22 protein-coding genes are annotated in these 19,437 nt (G+C 63.5%); 14 read left to right on the top strand and 8 right to left on the bottom strand.

Annotation, left to right across the window (positions count from 1 at the left end; translation table 11 throughout):
• The first annotated feature begins 94 nt into the window (after positions 1-94).
• The 12 genes from D3880_RS05475 to D3880_RS05425 all read left to right on the top strand — a co-directional run bounded on the left by D3880_RS05475 (position 95) and on the right by D3880_RS05425 (position 8,293).
• Complete coding sequence (locus tag D3880_RS05475; protein WP_119892487.1) at positions 95-541, top strand: SRPBCC family protein; 447 nt, start codon at positions 95-97, stop codon at positions 539-541.
• 97 nt (positions 542-638) lie between these two features.
• Complete coding sequence (locus tag D3880_RS22645) at positions 639-1,010, top strand: hypothetical protein (protein WP_162934942.1); 372 nt, start codon at positions 639-641, stop codon at positions 1,008-1,010.
• Positions 1,011-1,743: 733 nt separating this feature from the next.
• Positions 1,744-2,061, top strand: coding sequence for a YybH family protein (locus tag D3880_RS05465; RefSeq protein WP_420800846.1), 318 nt, complete (start codon positions 1,744-1,746; stop codon positions 2,059-2,061).
• Between the two features lie 175 nt (positions 2,062-2,236).
• Positions 2,237-3,253 (top strand): 1-aminocyclopropane-1-carboxylate deaminase, encoded by a 1,017-nt coding sequence (locus tag D3880_RS05460; RefSeq protein ID WP_218567608.1) that lies wholly within the window; start codon positions 2,237-2,239, stop codon positions 3,251-3,253.
• Positions 3,254-3,439: 186 nt separating this feature from the next.
• Positions 3,440-3,751 carry a GFA family protein gene (locus D3880_RS05455; protein WP_119892483.1) on the top strand — a complete coding sequence of 104 codons (312 nt, stop codon included), beginning with the start codon at positions 3,440-3,442 and terminating at the stop codon, positions 3,749-3,751.
• A 221-nt stretch (positions 3,752-3,972) separates the two neighbouring features.
• Positions 3,973-4,302: a hypothetical protein gene (locus D3880_RS05450; protein WP_119892482.1), complete on the top strand. Its 330-nt coding sequence runs from the start codon at positions 3,973-3,975 to the stop codon at positions 4,300-4,302.
• A gap of 307 nt (positions 4,303-4,609) precedes the next feature.
• Positions 4,610-5,044, top strand: coding sequence for a GFA family protein (locus tag D3880_RS05445; RefSeq protein WP_119892481.1), 435 nt, complete (start codon positions 4,610-4,612; stop codon positions 5,042-5,044).
• Positions 5,045-5,198: 154 nt separating this feature from the next.
• Positions 5,199-5,579, top strand: coding sequence for a VOC family protein (locus tag D3880_RS05440; protein WP_119895672.1), 381 nt, complete (start codon positions 5,199-5,201; stop codon positions 5,577-5,579).
• Positions 5,580-5,858: 279 nt separating this feature from the next.
• A complete protein-coding gene (locus D3880_RS05435; protein WP_119892480.1) occupies positions 5,859-6,512 on the top strand; it encodes a glutathione S-transferase family protein in 654 nt (217 codons plus the stop codon).
• 178 nt (positions 6,513-6,690) lie between these two features.
• Positions 6,691-6,819 carry an HIT family protein gene (locus D3880_RS23175; protein ID WP_274381175.1) on the top strand — a complete coding sequence of 43 codons (129 nt, stop codon included), beginning with the start codon at positions 6,691-6,693 and terminating at the stop codon, positions 6,817-6,819.
• A complete protein-coding gene (locus D3880_RS05430) occupies positions 6,816-7,202 on the top strand; it encodes a hypothetical protein (RefSeq protein ID WP_119892479.1) in 387 nt (128 codons plus the stop codon). Before D3880_RS23175 ends, D3880_RS05430 begins: the two co-directional genes overlap by 4 nt.
• Positions 7,203-7,315: 113 nt before the next feature.
• Positions 7,316-8,293: a 2-hydroxyacid dehydrogenase gene (locus tag D3880_RS05425; RefSeq protein ID WP_119892478.1), complete on the top strand. Its 978-nt coding sequence runs from the start codon at positions 7,316-7,318 to the stop codon at positions 8,291-8,293.
• A gap of 192 nt (positions 8,294-8,485) precedes the next feature.
• Here the strand turns inward: D3880_RS05425 and D3880_RS05420 are convergent, their stop codons facing one another.
• Positions 8,486-9,382, bottom strand: coding sequence for a DMT family transporter (locus D3880_RS05420; RefSeq protein WP_119892477.1), 897 nt, complete (start codon positions 9,380-9,382; stop codon positions 8,486-8,488).
• Positions 9,383-9,528: 146 nt separating this feature from the next.
• On the opposite strand from D3880_RS05420, the gene D3880_RS05415 reads away from it, so the two are divergent.
• Both D3880_RS05415 and D3880_RS05410 read left to right on the top strand, forming a co-directional pair.
• Entirely contained in the window at positions 9,529-10,404 is an 876-nt protein-coding gene (locus tag D3880_RS05415) for a helix-turn-helix domain-containing protein (protein ID WP_119892476.1), read from the top strand.
• Positions 10,405-10,748: 344 nt separating this feature from the next.
• Entirely contained in the window at positions 10,749-12,341 is a 1,593-nt protein-coding gene (locus tag D3880_RS05410; protein WP_119892475.1) for an AMP-binding protein, read from the top strand.
• A gap of 302 nt (positions 12,342-12,643) precedes the next feature.
• Here D3880_RS05410 and D3880_RS05405 read toward each other — a convergent pair whose 3' ends face one another.
• The 7 genes from D3880_RS05405 to D3880_RS05375 all read right to left on the bottom strand — a co-directional run bounded on the left by D3880_RS05405 (position 12,644) and on the right by D3880_RS05375 (position 19,396).
• The gene (locus D3880_RS05405; protein WP_119895670.1) at positions 12,644-13,576 is read right to left on the bottom strand and encodes a PA2778 family cysteine peptidase; all 933 of its coding nucleotides are present in this window, start codon (positions 13,574-13,576) and stop codon (positions 12,644-12,646) included.
• A 26-nt stretch (positions 13,577-13,602) separates the two neighbouring features.
• Entirely contained in the window at positions 13,603-13,995 is a 393-nt protein-coding gene (locus tag D3880_RS05400) for a PA2779 family protein (protein ID WP_238474409.1), read from the bottom strand.
• A 278-nt stretch (positions 13,996-14,273) separates the two neighbouring features.
• The gene (locus D3880_RS05395; protein ID WP_119892474.1) at positions 14,274-14,558 is read right to left on the bottom strand and encodes a DUF3509 domain-containing protein; all 285 of its coding nucleotides are present in this window, start codon (positions 14,556-14,558) and stop codon (positions 14,274-14,276) included.
• Between the two features lie 189 nt (positions 14,559-14,747).
• Entirely contained in the window at positions 14,748-15,065 is a 318-nt protein-coding gene (locus D3880_RS05390) for a DUF3325 domain-containing protein (RefSeq protein WP_119892473.1), read from the bottom strand.
• Positions 15,065-16,588 (bottom strand): PepSY-associated TM helix domain-containing protein, encoded by a 1,524-nt coding sequence (locus D3880_RS05385; RefSeq protein WP_119892472.1) that lies wholly within the window; start codon positions 16,586-16,588, stop codon positions 15,065-15,067. The genes D3880_RS05390 and D3880_RS05385 overlap by 1 nt, the downstream gene beginning before the upstream one ends.
• Positions 16,585-16,881, bottom strand: coding sequence for a DUF3649 domain-containing protein (locus tag D3880_RS05380; RefSeq protein WP_119892471.1), 297 nt, complete (start codon positions 16,879-16,881; stop codon positions 16,585-16,587). Before D3880_RS05380 ends, D3880_RS05385 begins: the two co-directional genes overlap by 4 nt.
• Before the next feature lie 337 nt (positions 16,882-17,218).
• Complete coding sequence (locus D3880_RS05375) at positions 17,219-19,396, bottom strand: TonB-dependent siderophore receptor (RefSeq protein WP_238474408.1); 2,178 nt, start codon at positions 19,394-19,396, stop codon at positions 17,219-17,221.
• Positions 19,397-19,437 lie beyond the last annotated feature (41 nt).

Genomic DNA, 19,437 nt, shown 5'->3' with positions numbered 1-19,437 from the left:
GCCCCTTAACCTAAACGCTGGGCACCTGCGAGCACTATCGAAGAGCCTTGCAGGAACATACATAGAAATTCAACAAGGAATGGAGAGAAATGGCATGGCTACCAATACAGTACGTCTTCATCGCGTTTTGAGTGCACCGCCAGAACGTGTCTACCGTGCCTTCCTCAATTCCGATGCAATGGCGAAGTGGCTTCCGCCGAACGGATTTACTGGCAAGGTTCATCACATGGAGGCCAGAGTTGGCGGTACTTACAAAATGTCATTCACAAACTTCACCACTGAACAGAGCCACTCCTTTGGAGGTGAATATCTTGAGCTGGTGCAGAACGAACTGATTCGCTATACCGACAAATTCGACGATCCTAATCTTTCAGGAGTCATGCAAACGACAGTCACCCTGAAAGCGGTGTCCTGCGGAACTGAACTAAATATCGTACAGGAAGGTCTTCCCGAGGTAATACCTGTAGAAGCGTGCTACCTCGGGTGGCAGCAATCACTCATGCTACTTGCGAAACTCGTCGAGCCAGAAATCCGAGAGTAATCGGTGCGGTAGGTGCCCAACAATTCGTTGAAGGCCGACGTCCCTGACGGGTCGCGGCCTTAACTCAAGCGTTATACCCTTAATTACTCGGATCCAAATGAAAGCATTTTATATACTCTTTCCTCTGCTGTTAGCTGGCTGCGTATATCCATACCCAGAGGAAGCACATGATATTGGGGGAAAGCTTATCGATGAGCTGGTGGTATCGGGCCTCTGTGAAGAAAAAAAGGACTGTGCATACCTAAAGGTCGCAGGAAAGCCAGGCGATGCAATTATTAACATTTATGAAGCAAATAAAATCGACAATAATACCCTCTCAAAACTCATTAGCATTTGCTTAACCCAATATGGTCAATACGAAAAGAAAGTAGACATAAAAATAAATGCATACAGAGAAACACATGAGCAAGCCAGATCTCTTTTTTCTCAGGCTAAGCCCTATATGCACGTCAGACTAAGAGCAAATTAATGGGGGTTATCAGCGAGCGCTCGACAAAGAATATAACTATTCGCTCAAGCCGTTCGCTTTGCTCTCTGGGACCGCGTACCGCGACCTCTTAACCTAATCGTTAGGTTCAATAAATATGCGCTCAATAGACATCCAAGAATGGGAAAACCGTGTAGATGGCTTCTGTTTAGCGTGGTCTAGCGAAACCGGACGACCTAATTATGAAGCCTTGTCAAAGCTTTACGCTCCAGACGCTGATGTACAAATTTATGACACCCTCCCACCTATTGAGGGTTTTCAAAATTTCTCACGCATGCGCAGTACGATATATCCAGAATTAGCAGCCATCAATGTTTGTCGCACAGGTCCAATTAATTTTAAAATCCTATGCAACGGAAACGTCGTTGTTACAAACTACCCATTTCACCTAAGTTATGGCTTTGCTGATGGAACCGGTCATGAAATTGACGCACGCATCTCAGAAGTTTGGGAAAAAAGAGGCGATACTTATGTCATTGTTCATGAACACCCCTCAACAATATATTCATCACCTCCCATACGAAGAACCTAACCCCTCGCTCAATCGGACAGTCTACAAGGCGCGGCGGCTTCGCCTATTTTCGCGTCTTGTGCCTGCCGGTTAACTAAAACGTTAGGCAATCCATTAGATATAGAGGCGAAGAATGCAGCAGCACCAGTAGAGTCGCTAATCAACAAAGCAGATACAGCCATAAATCAAGAAGACTTTGACACCTTGGTCGATATCTATGCTGATGATGCTGTTTTGGTTGTTAAACCCGGCAAGAATGCCGTCGGTAAAGAGCAAATCAGAAAAGCGTTTGAAGCCATTGCGACTTACTTCGAGCATACTCTTGAGGTGAAACAGGCCGGCCTGGAAATTCTTGAAGCGGGAGATACTGCTTTAGTTCTGGCTAAGACTCTTGTTACGGCAAAAGGGCAGCCCGACATGGAACGCAAAGCGACGTATGTTTTTAAAAGGAATGCAAATGGCACTCGGGTCTGTGTCATCGATAACTCATACGGGCACGAATTACTTGAGCCACAGGTCTAACAATCACATCAAATTCGCGCCCTTCGGTCGCCGGACGCTTGTACCTCGCGCCGTTTCTGTGGGGCGCTAGATTTTGTAGCCACTCATTCTGCGCTTCCTTCAAGCGGTGGCTGACGCGCAACTCTCTCACGTGTCCTGCTAGACTAAAAATGATTCATGCGTAATCGAGAGAACTATCATGCTGGATAAATTTGAACGCTATCCACTCACGTTCGGCCCAACGCCAATTGAGAAACTGAATCGTCTATCAGAGTACCTCGGTGGCAATATCCAGCTCTATGCCAAACGAGAGGATTGCAACTCTGGACTGGCGTTTGGCGGCAATAAAATCCGCAAGCTGGAATATATCGTTCCCGATGCCATTGCCTCGCATGCAGACACGCTGGTAACCATCGGTGGCGTCCAGTCAAACCACACGCGCCAGGTTGCGGCTGTCGCTGCCAAACTCGGCATGAAGTGCCGTCTCGTCCAAGAAAGCTGGGTGCCATTCCAGGATGCGGTCTACGACCGGGTTGGGAATATCCTGATGAGCCGCGTGATGGGAGCGGAGATTGAACTCGTCGACGAAGGTTTCGATATCGGCATCCGCGAGAGCTGGGAGCGGGCGCTAGAAGACGTCAAGGCGAAAGGAGGCAAACCGTATGCCATTCCCGCCGGTGCGTCCGTGCACAAATATGGCGGTCTCGGCTATGTCGGCTTCGCCGAAGAAGTGCGCGAGCAAGAGGCTAAGATGGGGATCAAATTTGATTACATTATCGTCTGCACCGTGACCGGTTCCACGCATGCGGGCATGCTGGTGGGATTCGCCAAGGATGGTCGTGCTCGCAATGTGATTGGTATCGACGCCTCCGCCACACCCGAACAAACCAGAACGCAAGTGTTGGCAATCGCTCAGCATACGGCCAGTCTGGTTGGGCTGAGCCAGGAAATCACAGCTGACGATGTGATCCTTAGGGAAGAATACGCCTATCCGGCTTATGGCATTCCATCAGAAGAGACCAATGCAGCCATTCGGTTATGCGCTCGCATGGAAGGCATGATGACGGACCCGGTCTATGAGGGGAAATCCATGCAGGGCCTCATTGATCTCGTCCGCAAGGGATTTTTCCCAGCGGGGTCGAAGGTTCTCTATGCACATCTTGGTGGTGTTCCAGCGATTAACGCATATAGCTATATCTATCGAAACGGCTGAATTCTCTCGATGGTCGTAAGCGCGATTGAGGAGTTAAACCACTGAGGAGAAACAGTCACGGAAATGAAAAAATCCGGCTATGAAAGAATCTAACATGGTCGTGGAGGGCGACCTCGTAAAGCGCGGGCACGCTTTCCTCAGCGCTTCAAGACTCGCGTAAGGCCTCATGGAGAATCTCGGTGAGGAGTGAAGAATGCTGAAAAATATAAAGGCAGTTGTCATTGCGGCGCGGTTCGCTTTGAGGCAGACATTGATCTGAGTGCTGCGACATATAGATGCAACTGTTCAATCTGCTCAAGAAACCAATTTTGGCCGGCAATAGTAAAACCAGAAGCGTTTCGCCTTCTTTCTGGTGAGCTGGAGCTGACCAAATATTTGTTCAACACCAAGCGCAACGAGCACTATTTCTGCATCTGCATGTTTACTTCAATAATCAAGGCCGCTTTTTTCAAGCAAAAATTATTCAGCATTGAACCGGCATCGGCGGTAGCCAAATAAATCTGTCCCCTTCATTTCCTCTTTCTTCTCCACGTAGGAGCGAGCCCTGCTCGCGAACCTGCCCGACGATTAGCCCACTCTTTTCACCCTGCTAACGGAGCAACCGGCCCGAGAACGTTGTCGTATCGCTGGGCGAGTTCACCGCCATGACTAAGAAGTTGGAGCGGGTTGCGAACAGGTTCGGCCCCTCCCGCAGCGGCAAGAATTGCAGAGGTGGAGAGATGAGCGTGAAACCAATTCTTGGTCTGTTGCTGGTCGCCGTCATGGGCGTCGCCATGCCGACTCCGGCAGCGGCCGACCATTGGCGCGACGAGCGTGGCTATGGCCGGGATGACGACTGGGAAGACGAGTTCCGGGATGGCCCGTGCCGGGTCAAACGCGAGTCCGACGACGGCGAGTACAAGGAAGAGATCAAATGCCCGAACGGCCGCGGCGCCTGGTGGCCGCGCGGCAGGTGGAAAGACGAATACTGGGACGGCGATTGCAAGGTCAAGATCGAGGCCAAGCGTGACGAGTACAAGAAGGAGGTCAAGTGCGATGACGATGATTGATCGGTCGTGCGGGCGGCGCTGAAAACGGGCCGGCGCCCGTGCGATACGGACAGTAAAGGGGGCAGATTTATTGTTCCTCGACGAACGACTCGGCTGGCTCAATGAGCACTTTGGCATTTCCCGGCAGTTGAGCTTCCCCACCTGACATTCCATGTCCCAGCACGTAGGGTGGGTGCAATGCCTCATGTCGGGTTGCACCCCGCCCGACGAACTACACTTTTGCTCCTCGGTTGGCGCCCCCGCCCCTGCCGGCACCGTGGACACATCGCCCACAAGGATGCGTCTTCCTTCGTCGAGGAGATAACTCATGAGCAACGCAAACACCTACCAGGGCAGCTGCTTCTGCGGCGCGGTCCGTTTCACCGTGACCGGTGAGCCGGTGGCAATGGGTTATTGCCACTGCGAGTCCTGCCGGCACTGGTCGGCCGGGCCGGTCAACGCGTTCACCCTGTGGCAACCGGACGCGGTGCAGGTCACCCAGGGCGCGGACAACATCGGCACCTACCACAAGACGCCGAACAGCTATCGCAAGTGGTGCAAGAGCTGCGGCGGCCACCTGTTCAGCGAGCACCCCGGCATGGGTCTAACCGACGTGTATGCCGCGGTGATTCCGGCGCTCGACTACCAGCCGACGGTGCACGTGAACTACCAGGAGACGGTGCTGCACATCAAGGACGGGCTGCCGAAACTGAAGGACTTCCCCAAGGAGATGGGCGGCTCCGGCATCAGCCTGGACGAGTAGGCGCCAGCCGGCGTTCCAACCTGTGGTTGCTTCCACCCTGCCGCCACCTGAGCTTTTTTCTTCCACCACTGTCTATTCCGCCGCGCGCCGTTCGACTGTGTGATGCAAGCCCTCGATGGGCTCCGTCAGCACCCTGTTTCCAGTGGAGGACGCCATGTTCAGCAAACCCGTTGGTTGGTTCGAGATCTACGTACAGGACATGCCGCGCGCCAAGGCCTTTTACCAGGCGGTGTTCGCGACGCAGCTGGAGAAGCTGGAAAGCCCCGACCCGGCGCTGGAGTTGTGGGCCTTCCCCGGGCCGATGGACGACAGTAACGGCGCCTCAGGCGCGCTGGTGAGGATGGCGGACGGGCCGACCGGTATCGGCGGCACGCTGGTCTATTTCATGTGCGAGGACTGCGCCACCGAGGCCGGCCGGGTGGTGGCCAATGGCGGCACGGTGATGCGAGAGAAATTCGCCATCGGCCAGTACGGCTTCATCGCGCTGGTCACCGATACCGAGGGCAATCTGATTGGGCTGCACTCGATGCGCTAGGTTCTGTACGAAAAGTCACCGAGCGAAGGTTAGGCAAGGCGCAACGCAGCGAAGCGGAGTAACAGCCGCAGGCTGGCCCGCAGGGCGAGCGCAGCGAGTCAAATGGCGAGGACGCGGAGTTTACGAGTTGTAAATGAGCAGTCCGAGCCTGTTTTTAACGCAGCATCACCGAGCGTAGGTAGTTTTCGTACAGAACCTAACGCCCACGCCCTTCACTCGCACCAGGGCCGTGCGCAGATGGCGTCGTCCGGCCGCCACCACTTGGGAGATGAACGCGACATGAAACTCTATGCCCATCCCTTTTCCTCCTACTGCCAGAAAGTCCTGATCGCCCTGTACGAAAACGAGCTGCCATTCGAGCTCTGTCAGCTGGGTCCAGACAACCCGGCCGTGGCCGCCGAGCACGCCGCGTTGTGGCCGCTCAAGCGTATGCCGCTGCTGCTGGACCGGGGCCGCACGGTGCCCGAGTCGAGCATCATCATCGAGTACCTCGACCTCCATCATCCCGGCCCCGTGCGCATGCTCCCGGCGGACCCGCGGGCGGCGCTGGACGTGCGCCTGCTCGACCGCTTCTTCGACAACTACGTGATGACGCCGATGCAGAAGTTCGTGTTCGACAGCTTCCGCGACGAAGACCAACACGACCGCCAGGGCGTCGCCGACGCCGGTGCGCTGCTCGACACCGCGTACGCCTGGCTCGACGCGCACATGGCCGAACGCGAATGGGCGGCCGGGGACACATTCGGCCTCGCCGACTGCGCCGCCGCGCCGGCGCTGTTCTATGCCGACTGGGTGCGCCCCATCGATACGGCGTTCGCCAACCTGCGTGCCTATCGCCAGCGCCTGCTCGCCCGCCCCTCGTTCGCCCGCGCGGTGGACGAGGCCCGGCCCTATCGCGAGCTGTTCCCGCTGGGTGCGCCCGCGCGGGACTGAGCGCCGAGCGCGGCGCTGTACCGCCAGGGCGGCTTCGTCCCGCTCGCGCCCGCCTTTCTCGCCGCGATACTCGCCGAGGCAGCCGCCGCCGGGCTGGGCGAGCGGCTGGCGCTGCGCCTGTCCTTGCCCGCCGCCTGGGGTTAGGCTGGCGGCTGTCCATCGATCAGGGAATGACGCCATGAGTACCGCCTACCGGTTCTGCCGCATCGCCAGCGGCCAGGTGCCCACGCACCGGGTCTACGCGTCGGAGCGGGTGCCGGCCTTCCTCGACAGCCAGCCGACTGCCACCCAGGAGCCGCACCGATGAGCACCAGCGCTAGCGTTGCCATCCGCCACTACGCCCTCGCCGGGGTGCTCGCGGTGGTGCTGCTCAATCTGCTACTGCGCAGCTTCGTGCGCCTCGGTGGGGTGGCCGCCAGCCTGTGCATCGCCGCGCTGGTCGCCGCCGGACTGGCGCTGTGCTTCGCCCTGCGGGTCAAGCGCGCGCCGTTGGCGGGCGAGCGTTGGCGCCTGCTCGGCCTCTATGGCGGCGGGCTGGGCCTGCTCTACCTCGGGCTGCTGGTGATGATGAGCCTGCAGGACGCCCCCAGCCCGATGGGCCTGCTGCTGTTCGGCCTGCATTACCTGCTGTATCCGCTGTGCCTGTGGCTGCTGTTCTCGCCGCGGCTGTTCGCCCGCTTCGGCTCTTGAGCGCACGACATGGAAATGCGCCGATAACCGCACGCTAGAGCGTTGTCGCCGCTCCGCAGCGACCCTGGGGATGCTAACGTGCGGGGCCTGTTTTCCCCGTTACGAGTGTGCCGATGAAAAACACCGTGCTTGCCTTCAGCCGCCTCAATCCGGCGGTCATCGAGCGTCTGCAGGCGCATGTCGAACTGATAGTGCCGGGCGCCGATGGCGGCGATGTCGAGGCCCAGTTCGCCGCCGCCCTGCCCCGCGCCCACGGCCTGCTCGGCGTCGGTCGCCGTCTGGGGCGGGCTAATTTGCAGGCGGCCGAGCAGCTGCAGGTGATCTCGAGCATCTCGGTCGGCTACGACAACTACGAGCTCGATTACCTGAACGAGCGCGGCATCCTGCTGACCAACACCCCGGACGTGCTCACCGAAAGCACCGCCGATCTCGGCTTCGCCCTGCTGATGAGCGCCGCCCGGCGGGTCGCCGAGCTGGATGCCTGGACCAAGGCCGGCCAGTGGCAGCGCACGGTCGACCCAAGCCTGTTCGGCTGCGACGTGCATGGCAAGACCCTGGGCATCATCGGCCTCGGCAACATCGGCGCGGCCATCGCCCGGCGCGGCCGTTTCGGCTTCAACATGCCGGTGCTGTACAGCGGCAACAGCCGCAAGCCGGCGCTGGAGCAGGAACTCGGCGCGCAGTACCGCGGCCTCGACGCGTTGCTGGCCGAGGCCGACTTCGTCTGCATAGTGGTGCCGCTGAGCGCGCAGACCCGCCAGCTGATCGGCCGCCGCGAACTGGCGCTGATGAAGCCAGGAGCGATCCTGGTCAACATCGCCCGCGGCGCGGTGCTCGACGAGGCGGCGCTGATCGAGGCCCTGCAGCAGGGGCGGATTCGCGGCGCCGGGCTGGATGTCTACGAGCAGGAACCGCTGCGCGATTCGCCGCTGTTCGCCATGGGCCAGGTGGTGACCCTGCCGCACATCGGCTCGGCCACCCACGAAACCCGTCAGGCGATGGCCGACCGCGCCGTGGACAACCTGCTCGCCGCACTGGCCGGCGAGCGCCCGCGCGATCTGGTCAATCCGCAGGTGTGGCGCGGGGTCTGAACAGCCGCCGGCTAATGTAGGGTGGGTTAAGCGCAGCGATACCCACGCGGGCCGTTATTGATGGGTATCGCTGCGCTCAACCCATCCTACGTGTTACATGCGACCCGCAGGTGTGGCGCCGCTTCTCGTAGGGTGGATGTCGTTTTTCACATCCACCCACTGGTGGTGGAAAACGCTTCGCGGTTTTCCACCCTACGCCAGCTTCGGCACCGGGGTCGCCGCCTTGGGCTTACGAAACACCAGCACGTTGCCGAGCATCACCAGTACCAGCCCGAGCAGCGCCGGCGCCGTCCACTGGTAGCCCTCGACCAAGGCCGAGATGTTCAGCGCCACCACCGGGAACAGCACCGTGCAATAGGCCGCGCGCTCCGGACCCAGGCGTCCGACCAGGGTCAGGTAGGCGGTGAAGCCGATCACCGAGCCGGGGATCGCCAGGTACAGCAGCGAGCCGACGTAGCCTGTGCTCCACTGGAAGGCGAACGGCGTGCCACTGACCAGGCAGTAGCCGGCCAGCATCAGCGCGCCATAGAGCATGCCCCAGGCGTTGGTGGTCAGCGGCTTGAGGCCGGCCTTCTGCTGCAGGCTGGAGAGCAGGTTGCCGGCGGAAAAGCACAGCGTGCCGAACAGCGCCAGGGCCAGGCCGATCAGGGTTTCCCGGCTGGCGTGGTGGCCGGCCAGCTCCGGCCAGAACAGCAGGCCCAGGCCGAGCAGCCCCAGCGCGCCGCCGGCGAGCACGTTGGCGGCGATCCGCTGCTTGAAGAAGACCCGCGCGTTCAGCGCGTTCCACAGCGTGGCGGTGGAGAACACCACGGCGATCAGGCCGCTGGGGATCCACTGGCTGGCGGTGTAGAAGCACATGAAGTTCACACAGAACAGGCACAGGCCCTGGGCCAGACAGATCAGCTGACCGCGCAGATCGAGCTTCTGCAAACGCCGACTTACCAGCAGCACGGCGAACAGCAGCAGCGCCGCCAGGGCGAAGCGGTAGGCGATGGACGCCGGAATGGCGACCACTTCCAGTTGCAGCTTGATGGCGATCCAGGTGGTGCCCCAGATCAGGACGGTGAGCAAATACAGGGCGAGATTCATGGCGGACTCCGGCAGCGATGACCGGCAGTCTGCGCCACCCGCTTAGGCCCGACTTGCATAAACTTGCGCTTATTTGCCCCGGCGGGCTGGCGCTCGCCCCCGCGCGCGGTAGCATGGGTGACCCAGCTCCGGCGCAGACTCCGGCCATGTCGCAACTCGAACAAAATCAGGTTTTCCAGTCGCTCAGCAGCTCGCCTCACGCCCGCCTCGAGGCCGTCGCCGAGCTGGGCGACGGCCTCGGCGCGGCGCTGTGGAGCAATCATCACGACGCCCGCGAGTACCAGGGACCGAGCCAGCACACGCTGTCCTGCTACCTGGCCGGCGGCACCGGCACCTTCCGCCGCGAGCGCCCGGACAGCAAGGGCGCGCCGGACAAGCTGTGCATCCTCCCGGCCGGCCACGAGTCGGCCTGGGTGATCAACGGCGAGATCCGCCTGGCGCACCTGTACATCAGCCCCGAACGCTTCGCCCTCGGCGCCGTGCAACTGCTCGACCGCGAACCGCGCGAGTTGCAGCTGCGGGAAGGCACCTTCCTCGACGATCCACAGCAGGCGCGGCGTTTCCGCCAGCTGGTCGCCTTGAATTGGCACGAGCCGGGCGAGCGCCTGCTGACCAGCAGCCTGGCCCACGAGCTGCTCAGCCATACCCTGCTCACCCAGGTCGGCAGGCGCGAGGGCCTGCGTCTGCAGGGCGGCCTGGCACCACACCAGCGCCGCCTGCTGCAGGACTACATCGAACAGCACCTCGACCAAGCACTCAGCCTCGGTGAACTGGCCGCGTTGGTGGCGCTGTCCGCATACCACTTCGCGCGCATGTTCCGCGAAAGCTTCGGCGTGCCGCCGCATCGCTACCTGCTGGCCCGGCGCTTGGCGCGGGCCCGCCAGTTACTGCGCGAAACCGGCCTGCCACTCGGCGAAATCGCCCTGGCCTGCGGCTTCGCCAGCGCCAGTCACTTCAGCAATCGCTTCCGCGCCGCCCTCGGCGCCACGCCGGGTGAATACCGCACGGCTCTCGGCGGCTGAGAGCCCTGTCCGCCCCTCTCGCCCTCGCAGAAGCGCATAGGGTGGGTTAGGCGCCCGGCATATCGCTTCGATGTCTGTGGGCTAGTGATGCGCCGTAACCCACCGCGGTGTCGGCCTGCATCTGCGTGCGGTGGGTTACGCGGCGCCCCGGCTTCCTCTGCCAGCCTTGAACCCTGCGTCTTGCGCCGCCAACCCACCCTACGGGGGTTCTAGCCTGTGGCCTCGCCGGCGCCTGGCAACTTAATGGCCAAGCCTCCGGCAGATACAAAATTTTGCATTGCCGCCCCCTGCACGGGTGTAAGAATCCGGCCACCTCCACCAAAAACAACAAACTGAGAGGCCCCATGTCCGCGCATCAACCCTGCAATCCCTTCGCCGGCCAAGACTTCAACTGGCTGCTGGAGACCCAGGCCCAAGCCAACGCCCGCAAACCGCTGCTGATCTGGGAGCCCTTCGATCGCCCCGCCGAAACCTACAGCTACGCGCAGTTCGACCACGCCGTCGGACGGGTCGCCGCGGCCCTGGAAGCCCTCGGCGTGCGCAGCGGCGACCGGGTGCTGATTCATCTGGAGAACTGCCCGGAATTCCTCCTCACCTGGGCCGCCTGCGGCGAGTTGGGCGCGATTGCGGTGAACACCAACACCCGCTCATCGGCCGAGGAGATGCACTACTTCGTGACTCACAGCGACTGCCGCGTGGCGATCAGCCAGCCGAGCCTGATCGCCAGCCTGGCGCGGGTGCGCGACAAGCTGCGCTGGCTGGCCTGCACCGCGCACAACGCCGGCGAACCGGCCGAGTTGCCCAGCGGCGTGGTGCCCTATGCCGAACTGCTCGCCCCGGAGCCGGCCGCCCAGCGCCGCCGGGTGGCCGCCGATCCGCTGCGGCCGATGTATGTGCAGTACACCTCGGGCACCACCTCGCGGCCGAAGGGCGTGGTGCTGACCCACGGCAACGCGCTGTGGGCCGCGCGGGTCAACGCCTACCACCAGGACCTGCGCAGCGACGATATCCACCTCGCGGTGATGCCGCTGTTTCACACCAACGCGCTGGGCTACAGCTTCCTCACCTCGCTGTGGGTCGGTGGCACCCTGGTGCTGCAGCCGCGCTTCTCCGCCAGCCGCTTCTGGGACGTGGCCGTACGCAACCGCTGCACTTGGCATTCGGCCGTCCCCTTCTTCATGCGTGCCCTGCTCGCCCAACCGAAGCCGGAACGGCATTACTTCCGGCTGTGGGGCACCGCCATGTGCGATCCGGCGCTGGCGCAGCCATTCGGCATCAAGACCATCGGCTGGTGGGGCATGACCGAAACCATCTCGCACCCGATCATAGGCCTCACCGGCCTGCCCAACACCGAGATGAGCATCGGCCGCGCCGCCAGCACCTACCAGATCTGCGTGGTCGACGATGACGGCCAGCCGGTCGAGGTCGGCGCCAGCGGCCACCTGCGGGTGCTGGGGCTGCGCGGGGTGTCGCTGTTCAAGGAATATTTGGACGACCCGGCGGCCACCGCGGCGAGCTTCGACGCGCAGGGCTGGTTCCTCAGCGGCGACCGGGTGACGCTGCTGGAGGACGGCTCGATCAAGTTCGCCGACCGCGACAAGGACATGCTCAAGGTCGGCGGCGAGAACGTCGCCGCCTCGGAAATCGAGCGCGTGCTGCTCGGCGTGCCGGGCGTGGTCGAGGTGGCGGTGGTGGCCCAGCGCCACGCCATGCTCGACGAGGTGCCCTACGCCTTCGTCGCCGTGGCCAGCGAGATCGACGCCGACCGCCACGACGAATTCATCGAGCGCCTGTTCGCCCAGTGCCGCAGCCAGTTGGCCGACTTCAAGGTGCCGGCCGGCATCCGCATCGTCGACGACTTCCCGCGCGTGACCCTGGAGAAAATCGCCAAGGCCGAACTGCGCAAGCAGCTGGCGGCCGAGGCGGCGATTCGTTAGGCCGTAGCTGGGGCAACCCGTCGCAGGCCGGAACTGGCGGGTTGCGCCCGCCCTACAGCGGGCGCAAGGCTGCTCGAGGATTATTCCTTTTCAGGGCTACACCGTTTCCTGAGAATGGTGCCGAGCCACGGACTGCTTTGTAGGATGGGTTGAGCCTGCGATACCCATCGAAGCGCAATGATGGGTATCGCTACGCTCAACCCATCCTACGGACTGCCGCAGACCCGCACTGGCGGGTTGCACCGCCACGCCGCGCCGATCAGTCCCCTCTCCCATCGGAGAGGGCTAGGGTGAGGGACGCCCTAGCGCACCGGGCAAGCCGGCACCGCGCTGCAGGCGCTTGCCGATTTGTCGGGGGCCGGCGCCAGCGGCGCCGCCAGGCGAGAATCCTGCGGCGCCAACTGCTGCGCGCAGGCGCGGGCGGCGCTGGCCTGCTGGGCGCAGCCCTGTTCGTTGAGCACTTCCGAGAGATTGAACCAGCCGAGGGCGAAATCCGGCTGGCGCTGCAGGCTGTCGCGCAGCGCCTGTTGCGCGCCGTTGCGGTCGCCCTCGGCATAGCGCGCATTGGCCAGGGCGAAGGCCGGCATCGGCTCGTGCGGCCAATGCGTGGCGGCGGTGCGGTAGGCGCGCTCGGCGACCCGGCGCTGGCCGGTTTCCTCCAGATCGCTGGCCGCCTGCAACCAGGGCTGCAATTGCGCCTCGGCCGGCAGGCGCTCGGCTGGCACGGTCACCACCGCCCAGCGCTCGGCGCGCCGCCAGGTGGCGTCGAAACTCTTGAAGTCGGTGCGCCAGCGCTTGCTGGTGGCCGAGCGCAGGATCAGTTGCTGCTCGACCCGGTCATAGCCGACCAGCACCGCGAAGTGCCACTGCGGCCACCAGTCGAAGCGCAGGTTCTGCATCACCAGTACCGGGTTGCCGGCCGCCACCTGGGTCAGCAGGGCATCCAGCGTCGGCGCCAGCGGGTAGACCAGCAGGCCGTGCTGGCGCGCCGCGGCGACCAGTTCGAGCTTGAGGCTGCCCTGGCGCTCGGGCAGGTAGACCTGCGGCTTGAGCAGGCTCGGCGTGGTGGCCACGCCGCGCTGCACCAGCATGGTGGCCAGTGCCGCGGGGCCGCACTGGTAGGCCTCCTGCGGGAAGAACGGCACTTGGCCCAGTTCCACCGACCGCGGCAGGACTTGGCTGTGCGCGGGCAACTGCACCTGCCCGGCGCAGCCGCCGAGCAGCAGCCCCGCCATCAGCAGGGCGGCCGCACGCAGCAGACTCAACGGATGCACTTGATGAAGGTGAAGATGTCGGTGGCGCAGAGCATGTCGGTGATGATGAAGATCACCAGGAACAGCACGATGATGCCGACCACGCCGGCGCCTGCCGGCTCTTGCTGCAACTGCTGGTTGAACTGCGCCAACTCGGCCGGCGTCAGACTGGCGATGCGCGCCTCCACCTGGGCGCGTTCGACGCCCATGGACTCGAGTTTCTGCTGCACCTGCTGGTCGTCGAGCATCGCCCGCAGTTGCTGGCGGTCGACCTGTTGCTGCTGCTCGTGCAGTACCTGCGGGGTGCCGAGCATGGCGGCCTGGGCCAGGGGAATCTGGGCGAACAACAGGAAATGCACGACCGCCAGGGCGGCAGCCAGACGACGCATGAAGGCAGACATAGGGTTTCTCCTTGTTTGATGACCCTGCCTAGACATTAGCGCACGCCGGCGGTTCCTGGCGCCCGTGCCCAAGAGTCTGTTTACGATCTCGCGAGCTAGAGCCAGACAAGGCAAAAATGGCCGAGGGAGCGGAGTTTACGAGCTGTAAATGAGCATCCCGAGGCCATTTTTAACGCCGTATGGCCGACGCGCAGCAGATCGTAAACAGGCTCTAACTGCCCACGACGACGAAGCCTGAGCCCGCGCGCGCAAAAAATCAGGGAGCCCTGGCCTGCCGCTCAGTGTGCGCTGCCCAGCGCCTCGTGGGCGGCCGGCTGGCTGAGCTCATCCAGACCGGCGCGGCCCTGTCCGCGGTCGATCGCCAGGCCGAAGCGGATGCTCTGGATCGCCTGCTCCAGCTTGGCTGGATCGTTCAGCTGCTCGCAGCTGAGCAGCCGCTGTGCCACCGTGCCCTGTGCGTCGCACAGCGACAGCGTGGTGCTGCCGTCCGGGCTGCCGATGCTGAAGCGCACCTGGAATTCATCCTTGAAGGAATCACTGACGAATTTGAACGGATTGACCATGACGATGTACCTGCAGCGTTGAGTCTGATCGAGAGAGGAGCAAGCCCAAGGCCAACTTCTGCCAGCTCGCGACCAACGGTCGGCAGCCTTCTAGGGCAAGGCCCGAGCAACAGCCAGCGCCGCCCGCCGACGAACAACGACGGCGCAACGCAGCGGCAATTGCCCCATTTGTGGGTACCCACTGGGGCTTCATAGACCTAGAGCGCCGCTCAACAGCAGCAACCCGGACAGTGGCAACGCCCAGCGCGGGCGCCAGGCCAGCAGGCCGACCAGCAGCAGGCCGGCGAGCATCAGCTGACCCAGCCAGATCACCGCCCCGATCTCGCCGCCCAGCTGCCGCACACAGAAACGCAAGGCATAGGCGATGCAAACGACGGCGAGCAGGCGCATCAGCAGCACCCGGCGCGGCGACGGGGCAACGCCGTATGCCGCCTTGGCATGGCGGTTCATGGCCAGGCTCAGTTGGGTCATCGCCATAAACGCCAGGGTAAAACTGCTCCACAGCATCAGACGCCCTCCTCGGCCAGTTGCCGGCGCGCCCGCGGCGCCTGCACGGCTTGCGGCGCGCGCCGGCGCCAGGCCTGCCAAGCGCACAACAGGCCGCTGACGAGCAGGCTCAGGTCGATGCCGGCCAGCGCCCAGTCGCCACGCACCAGGGTCGCAGCCAGATGGCCCTGCCCGGTGGTCAGCGCATTGAGCAGTGGCAGGCCCAGCGCCAGCACGGCCACCGCCGCCAGCACATCACGGGCAACCTGGCCGCTGTGGCGCCGCAGCACCGCCCACAGCGCCAGCAGCAGCCAGGCACCGACGAACACGTAGGCTTCGGCCGCCGCCCGCTCGGCCAAACCGGCCGGCAGCAGGCGGTTGCCCCACAGTAGCGCCAGACTGGCCACCGGCAGGCCGCCGAGCACCGCACCGTTCAGCGCCCGTACCAGGCCGAGACCGCGACTGCCGCGCACCTCGCGCTTGGCCAGCCAGACCTGCAGGCCGCCGACCAGCATGGCGCAACCCGCCAGGCCCATGAGGAAATACAGGAAACGCACCAGCACACCGCCGAACTGGGCCATGTGCAGTCCGGCCAGCCAGATATAGGCGCGATAGCCGCTGGAGACCTGCTGCTCGTTGACCAGTGCGCCGCTGGCTTCGTCGTAGCTCAGGGTGGCCTGGGGCGGGCCGATGCGCGACTCGTTGCGCTGGCGCACGTCGACCACCGCGGCGACATCGCCCGGATGGTGGACACTGGTCCAGCCCACCTCGGCGCCCTGCCAATGCGCGCGCGACCGGGCGATCAACTCGTCGAGCGACGCCCGGCTGGTCGCCGCCTGGCCGATGCCTTCGCGGTCGTACGCGCCCATCACCTCGGTGAAGAAGCGCCCGACATCGCCCCGGTAGGCGACCTGCGCGCCGGCCGGCATATAGGACGACACGAACACCGCGACGCCGGTGTAGGTCAGCACCAGGTGGAACGGGAAACCGAGCACGCCGAACAGGTTGTGCGCGTCCAGCCAGGCGCGCTGGCCATTGGCGTTCGGCCGCAGGGTGAAGAAATCCTTGAAGATGCGCCGGTGGATGATCACCCCGCTGACCAGCGCCACCAGCATGAACATGCCGGCGAGGCCGACGATGTACATGCCGAGCGTGCCGGCGTGCAGGTTGTAGTGCAGGATGAAGAAGAAGTTGCCGCCGAGGGTTTCCGCCATCGGCGCCGCGGTTGCCGGATCGAAGGCGACGTTGTGGATCTGCTCGGTCTTGTCCACTTCCCAGCCGAGCCGCCAGTAGGGCTCGCGCTCGGTCGGCCCCTGCAACCAGAAGGCATGTAGCGGCTCGCTGACGTTCTGCTGCAGCCAGCCGCGCACCTGATCGGCGCTCATGCTGCTGGCAGTGGGCACATGCAGCGCCGGGCGCATCCAGCGCTCGAGTTCCTTGTCGAAACAGGCCAGGCTGCCGGCGAAGAGGATCACGTACAGCAGCCAGCTGGGCAGCAGGCCGCCCCAGGTATGCAGACCGGCCATGCTCTGTCTGAGACTCATGGGCGCCCCCGCAATTCGCTGGGTAGAAAGGCCGCCAGGGCCATCACCAGGATCAGGCCGAGCAGCACCAGCCAGGCGCGGCCAATGCGGCGGACGGCGAACACGTAGATCACCACTCCGGTCCAGATGGCGAAGCTGACCAGGCTGGCGAACACCACCCGGTCGGCACGCAGCAACGGCAGATAGACGGTCAAGAACGCGGTGGCCGCATAGGCCAGCGCGTAGCCGCCGAAGATTGCCGCCAATACCCGCGCGGTGATCTCCCAGCGCGTGGAGGTTTGCGCTTTGCTCACGGTAATTTCCTTATCCGGCCCGACTACCCGGGCCTTGTTTAGCGGCTGTCGCGGATCTCGCGAGCTCGAGCCATTTTTAACGCTATGTCCGAGTTATGGGTTGGAGATGTCGTAGCGCGGATGCAATCCGCGGTGCAGCATCCCCTGCCCTGCGGGCTGTCAGCCCATGCCGCACCTGTAGGAGCGAATTCATTCGCGAAAGGCTTGGCACCGCCCTTATCCCTGGTTCGCGGATAAATCCGCTCCTACCAAAAGCACCACCCCAGGCGACACGGAACTGGGACATCGCCATTTTTAACGCCGTATGGCCGACGCGCAGCAGATCCGCGACAGGCTCTCAGAAGTTGTAGGCCACGGTGCCGGTGATGGTCCGCCGCGTGCCGGTAAAGCAGTCACCGCGTGCCAGGCAGGTGGTGTAGTAGGTCTCGTCCTCGAGGTTGCTGCCGGTGAGCTGGAAGTCCCAGTTGGCGTAGCGGTAACCGAGCATGGCGTCGTACAGGGTGGTACCCGGGGTTTTCAGGCTGTCGGTGCCGTCCCAGCTGGAGCCGACGTAGCGCACGCCGGCGCCGACGCTGAAGCCGGAGAGGTCGCCGATGCTGAAGCGATAGACGTTCCACAGCGAGGCCATGTGCTCCGGCACGCTGGGCAGGCGCTTGCCATCGTCGAAGCCTGGGGTGCCCTTGAGCACCTCGGTGTCGGTGTAGGTGTAGCTGGCGATCAGGTCCCAGTTGCGGGTGATGCCGGCCTGCGCCTCCAGTTCCAGGCCGCGGGCGCGCGTCTCGCCGGCCTGCGTTTCGCCGCGCGGGCTGGTCGGGTCGGGGACCTTGCGGTTTTCCTCGCGCAGGTCGTAGACCGCCGCGGTGAACAGGCTGCTGCTACCCGGCGGCTGGTACTTGAGCCCCAGTTCCCACTGCTTGCCTTCGGTCGGCTTGAACGCCTGGCCCAAGCCATCGAGGCCGACGGTCGGCACGAAGGATTCGTTGTAGCTGATATAGGGCGCCAGGCCGTTGTCGAACAGGTAGGTCAGGCCGGCGCGGCCGGTGACCTTGTCGTCCTTCTGCGTCTCGGAGCCTTCGACGCGGGTTTCGGCGAAGTCCTTGCGCAGGCCGAGGGTCAGCAGCCAGTGCTCGTCCCACTTCAGCTGGTCCTGCACATACAGGCCCTTCTGCGCCACGGTCTGTTCCGGGTCGGAGATCCACGGCCCCGGCGGGGTGAAACCGGTGTAGACCGGCGCATAGAGGTCCAGCGGCGTGGCCGCGCCATATTGCCAGTCGCGGTTGGTCACCGCGTGCTGGTAGTCGAGGCCCATCAGCAGGGTCTGCTCCAGGCGGCCATTGCTGAAGTGCGCCTCGGCCTGGTTGTCGGCGGTCCAGTACTTGAGTTCCGGCTTGGCCATCCAGTACACCCGGTCGATGGTGCGGCCGTCGGCGTTGATGGTCGGCGGGAACGCCGGGTACTGGGTCTGGTAGCTGACCTTGCTCTTCGCGTAGCGCAGGTTCTGGCGCAGGGTCCAGACATCGTCGAGCTGGTGGGAGAACAGCGAGGTCACCGACTTCTGCTCGGTGTTGTATTCGTCGAAGCCCGGCTCGCTCATGAACCGGTCGCTGTCGATGCGGCCGTTGGGCGCCGGCAGCACGGTGCCGGCGTGCGGCAGGAACTGGGCGGTGGAGCCGGATTCGTCCTTCTGGTAGTTGGCCAGGACGGTCCACTCGGTGCTGTCGGTGGGGCGCCAGGTGAGGGACGGCGCGAGCACCTTGCGGTCGTCGCCGACGTGATCGACCTGGGTGTTGCTGTCACGGCCGATGGCGATCACCCGGTAGAGCAGCGAGCCGTCCTCGTTCAGCGCGCCGGTGACATCGGTGGCCAGCTGGGCACGGTCGAAGCTGCCGTACTGCGCCTGCACTTGGCCCTGCTGGTCGGCCTGCGGACGCTTGCTCACCAGGTTGACGATGCCGCCCACCGAGCTCTGCCCGTAGAGCATCGACGAGGGGCCCTTGAGCACTTCGATGCGTTCCAGGGTGTAAGGGTCAGGCCGCGAGCTGGCGTAGAAGCCGAAGGTCTGCTGCAGGCCGTCCTGGAAGATCACCGGCTCGCTGCCGCGGATGGTGCTCCAGTCGCCACGGCTGTCGAGGCCGTAGGTCTCGCCACGTACCCCGGCGGTGTAGCGCAGCGCGTCCTGCACGCTCTGCACGCCCTGGTCGCGCATGCGGTCGGCGGTGATCACCGACACCGACTGCGGGGTTTCCAGGATCGGCGTGTCGGTCTTGGTGCCGCTGGACTGACGCTCGGCCACGTAGCCGGCCACCGGCGCGAAGGCGCTCTGGCTGTCGAGCACGCCATCGACGTGAACGTCTTGCAGCTGGATCTCCCCTTTGCCGGCCTCCGCCCCGGACTTGCCCTGCGCCTCCGTAGCCGCGTAGGCAGCCGTCGGGCCGACCGCCAGCGGCAGTCCGACACTGAACAGGGCGGCACGCACAGCGGCGGCCATGGGCTTACGGCAGGCAAGCGGGAACATCGGGGGAATCCTTCTGAGGGGTTATGCGGGCGGATCGCAGA

The sequence above is a fragment of the Pseudomonas cavernae genome (genome assembly GCF_003595175.1).
GTDB classification, from domain to species: Bacteria; Pseudomonadota; Gammaproteobacteria; order Pseudomonadales; family Pseudomonadaceae; genus Aquipseudomonas; species Aquipseudomonas cavernae.
The sequence above is the reverse complement of the archived record's forward strand: the minus strand, read 5'-3'. Positions and strand labels throughout refer to the sequence as shown.